This is a genomic window from Kitasatospora sp. NPDC058218, assembly GCF_042882445.1.
GTDB lineage: Bacteria > Actinomycetota > Actinomycetes > Streptomycetales > Streptomycetaceae > Kitasatospora.
In genome coordinates this window covers 1-4,193 of record NZ_JBHVWC010000148.1, presented here as the reverse complement: position 1 = coordinate 4,193, position 4,193 = coordinate 1, and the positions used below count along the sequence as shown (strand labels likewise).

At 75.6% G+C, this 4,193-nt stretch carries 2 protein-coding genes; both read right to left on the bottom strand.

The window, feature by feature from the left end:
- Positions 1–1,154: beta-ketoacyl synthase N-terminal-like domain-containing protein (locus ACFVYI_RS42245; protein ID WP_387895423.1), on the bottom strand; the 1,154-nt coding region annotated here is incomplete at its 3' end.
- A gap of 45 nt (positions 1,155–1,199) precedes the next feature.
- Positions 1,200–4,193, bottom strand: a 2,994-nt coding sequence (locus ACFVYI_RS42240) for a type I polyketide synthase (protein ID WP_387895420.1), incomplete at its 5' end; no start/stop codon positions are given.

Here is a 4,193-nt window from a genome sequence, read left to right as displayed (position 1 = left end):
GCCTGGGTGTGGCCGATGTTGGACTTCAACGAGCCGAGCCAGAGCGGCTGTTCGGCGGTCCGCTGCTGCCCGTAGGTGGCGAGCAGGGCCTGCGCCTCGATCGGGTCGCCGAGGCGGGTGCCCGTTCCGTGCGCCTCCACCGCGTCGACGTCCGCCGCCGAGAGCCGGGCGTTCTTCAACGCCTCCCGGATCGCCCGCTGCTGTGCGGGGCCGTTCGGTGCGGAGAAGCCGCTGCTGCTGCCGTCCTGGTTGATCGCCGAGCCGCGGACCACGGCCAGCACCCGGTGCCCGTTTCGACGTGCCTCCGAGAGCCGCTCGACCAGCAGGACGCCGACGCCCTCCGCCCAGCCGGTCCCGTCCGCCGAGGCGGCGAACGCCCGGCACCGTCCGTCGGGGGACAGTGCGCGCTGGCGGCTGAACTCGACGAATCCGCCCGGCCCGGTCATCACGGTGACGCCGCCGACGAGCGCCATCGTGCACTCGCCGTTGCGCAGCGCCTGCGCCGCCAGGTGCAGGGCGACCAGCGAGGACGAGCACGCCGTGTCCACCGTGACGGCCGGGCCCTCCAGGCCGAGGGCGTAGGCCACCCGGCCCGACACCACGCTGCCCAGGCTGCCCGTCATCAGGTAGCCCTCAAGGTCCTCGGGCGTCTCGCGCAGCCGGGCGGCGTAGTCCTGGTGCATCACGCCGGCGAACACGCCGGCCCTGCTGCCGCGCATCGACGAGGGGGCGATGCCGGCCCGCTCGAAGGCCTCCCACGCGGTCTCCAGCAGCAGTCGCTGCTGCGGGTGCATGGCGAGGGCCTCGCGCGGGCTGATCCCGAAGAAGTCGGGGTCGAACAGCGCGGCGTCGTGCAGGAACCCGCCGGCCCGGGTGTAGGTCTTGCCGACCGCCTCCGGATCCGGGTCGTACAGCGAGGCCACGTCCCAGCCGCGGTCCTCCGGGAAGCCGGTGATCGCGTCGCTGCCCGTCGCGACCAACTGCCAGAGGTCCTCGGGGGACTTGACGCCCCCGGGGTAGCGGCAGGCCATGCCGACGATGGCGATCGGCTCGGAGGCGGAGGCGGTCAGCTTGCGGTTCTGCTGCCGCAGGAGCTCGGCCTCCTTGAGGGAGGCCCGCAGCGCCTTGACGACTTCTTCACTGGATGCGGTCATCGCGAACTCCGAAACTCCGGGCCATTGGGACGTGGTGAGTGGTGATCAGCTGTCACCGAGGGCAACCCGGACGAGGTCTTCCAGGTCCATCGTGTCGAGCGCGCTGCCGTGCTCCTCCTCCTCGTCGACCCCGGCGGCGGACGGGTCCGCGACGTCGGCGAGTCGGAGCAGCGCCCGGACCAGCCCGGCCTCCTGGAGGCGGACCATCGGGATCGCCGCCAGGGCCCGGCGGAACTCGACCTCGTCGACCTCGTCGGCCTCGGCGGGGTCCGCGGCCCCGACGGTCTGCTCCACCGGGAAGGCCTCGGCCTCCAGATGCCGGGCGACGGCGGCCGGGGTCGGGTGGTCGAAGATCAGCGTGGCGGGCAGCCGGCCCCCGGTCTCCGCGCCGAGCCGGTTGCGCAGCTCGACCGCGGTGAGCGAGTCGAGTCCGAGGTCGAGGAAGCCGCGGTCCGCTTCGACCCGGTCCGGCGAGGCGTGGCCCAGGACGGCCGCCACGTGGGCGCGGACCAGGTGGAGCACGGCGCGGCCGCGCTCGGCCGGTGCCAGCTCGGCGAACCGCTGCCGGAACGTCACCGTGCCGGGTGCGGCCGTCCGGCGGCGGCCGGTGGGGCGGATCAGGCCCCGGAGCAGCGGCGCGACGTCGGACTGCGCCCGCAGCGCGGCGGTGTCCAGGCGGGCGGGCACCAGCACCGCGCGGTCGGTCGCGAGGGCGGCGTCGAAGAGCGCGAGACCCTGGGCGGACGGCATGGCGGCGAGGCCGGTGCGGCTCAGCCGCCGCAGGTCGGCCTCGGCGAGGTGGCGGGTCATCCCGCCGGCCTCCGCCCAGAGGCCCCAGGCCAGGGAGTGCGCGGGCAGTCCCTCCGCCCGGCGCCGCTGCGCGAGGGAGTCGAGGAAGGCGTTGGCCGCCGAGTAGCTCGCCTGGCCGGCCTGGCCCAGCACCCCGGCCGCCGAGGAGAACATCACGAAGGCCCGCAGCTCGCTCCCGCGCGTCAGCTCGTGGAGGTGCCACGCCGCGTCGGCCTTCGGCCGCATGACGGCCGCCACGCGGTCGGGGGTCAGCGCGGTGAGCACGCCGTCGTCCAGCACGCCGGCCGTGTGCACCACGGCGGTCAGTGGCTGTTCGGCGGGCACCTCAGCCAGGACGGCGGCGAGCGCCTCCCGGTCGGCGGCATCGCAGGCCGCGATCGTCACCGTGGCACCCGACGCGGTGAGGTCGGCGCGGAGTTCGGCCGCGCCGTCCGCGGCGAGCCCGTGCCGGCTGAGCAGCAGCAGGTGCCGCACGCCGTGCCGGGTGACCAGGTGACGCGCGAGCAGGCTGCCGAGCAGGCCGGTGCCGCCGGTCACCAGCACCGTACCGGCGGGGTCGAACGGTCCGTCGGGCGCGGGCGCGGGTGGAGTGGCCGGTGTGGCCGGCACCAGCCTGGCGGCGGACACCCGCCCGGCGCGGACCGCCAGCTGCGACTCCGGCGAGCCGAGCGCCCGGACCAGCGCCGGGTAGGAGTCGGGGTGGTCGTCGAGGTCCGCCAGCACGAGGCGGCCGGGGTTCTCGGACTGGGCGGACCGGACCAGACCCCGGAGCGGCGCGTGGACGAGGTCCGTGACGTCCTCCGCGGAGTCCACGGCCACCGCGCCGCGGGTGAGCAGCACCAGCCGGGAGCCGGCCGGCCGCTCCTCGGCCAGCCAGGCCTGGACGAGGCCCAGTGCGCGGGCCGTTGCGGCGTGGACGGCCTCGGGCGTCGCCTCGGGGCCGGGCAGGAAGGGCGCCACGACCGTCCCCGGCACCGTGGTCCCGGCGCAGACCGCGGCGAGCAGCTCGGCCGGCTCGACGGCCCCGGCGGACCAGGGGGCCGCTGCGGTCCCGGGGTGTCCGGTGTTCTCGGCGCCGAGCAGGAACGGCGCCTCGCCGGTGGCGTCCGGGGAGGTGGGCACGGGCACCCAGTCCACCTGGTACAGCGAATCGCGGTGGCTCCGGGCGGTGGCGCTGAACTGCTCCGGCGTGACCGGCCGCAGTGTCAGCGAGCCGACCGAGACGACCGGCTTTCCGGCGTCGTCGGTCGCGGTGAGCGAGACGGTGTCCGGCCCGGTCCGCGTCAACCGGACTCGCAACGCGGTGGCCGGGTCGGCGTGGAAGGCGACGTCGGACCAGGAGAACGGCAGGCGGACGCCGTCCGCTCCCTGGAGCAGGCAGGCGTGCAGGGCGGCGTCCAGCAGCGCCGGGTGCAGCCCGAAGCCGTCGTCGTGCCGCTCGGGCGGGAGCACGACCTCAGCGAGGAGGTCGTCCCCCCGCCGCCCGAGGGCCCGCACGCCCTGGAACGCCGGACCGTAGTCGAAGCCGACCTCGGCCAGCCGGCCGTAGAGCGCGTCGTCCGGTTCGAGCGCCGCTGTCGGGAGTTCCCATGCGTCCGCCGGCACCGCCGGACCGGTCACCGCCAGGACGCCGGTCGCGTGGCGGGTCCAGAGGGCGTCAGGGTCGTCGGGGGTGTCGGGGGCGGAGTGAATGGTGACGGGGCGGCGGCCGGTCTCCTCCTCGGGCGCGCCGACGCGGACCTGGAGGCGGACGCCATGCTCCTCGGGGAAGGCCAACGGGGCTTCCAGCGTGAGCTCTTCGAGGTGCTCGCAGTCGAGTCGGCGGCCGGCGTGGAGGGCGAGTTCGACGAGGGCGGTGCCGGGGAGGAGCGGGGTGTTCCAGACGGCGTGGTCGGCGAGCCAGGGGTGGTCGGCGAGGCCGATCCGGCCGGTGAGGACGAGTTCGTCGCTGTCGGCGAGTGTCAGGAGGGTGCTGAGCAGGGGGTGCTCGGCGGAGTCGAGCCCTGCGGTGCGGGGGTTGGCGGTCGCGGGGGCGTCGAGCCAGAAGCGTTCGCGCTGGAAGGGGTAGGTGGGGAGGTCCACGGGGGTGGGCCGGCCGGTGGGGAGAAGGGCCGTCCAGTCGACGGTGGTACCCGTGGTGTGGGCTTCGGCGAGGGAGGTGAGGAGTCGGCGGGTGCCGCCTTCGTCGCGGCGGAGGGTGCCGGTGACGGTGGCGGGTGTTCCGTCGGT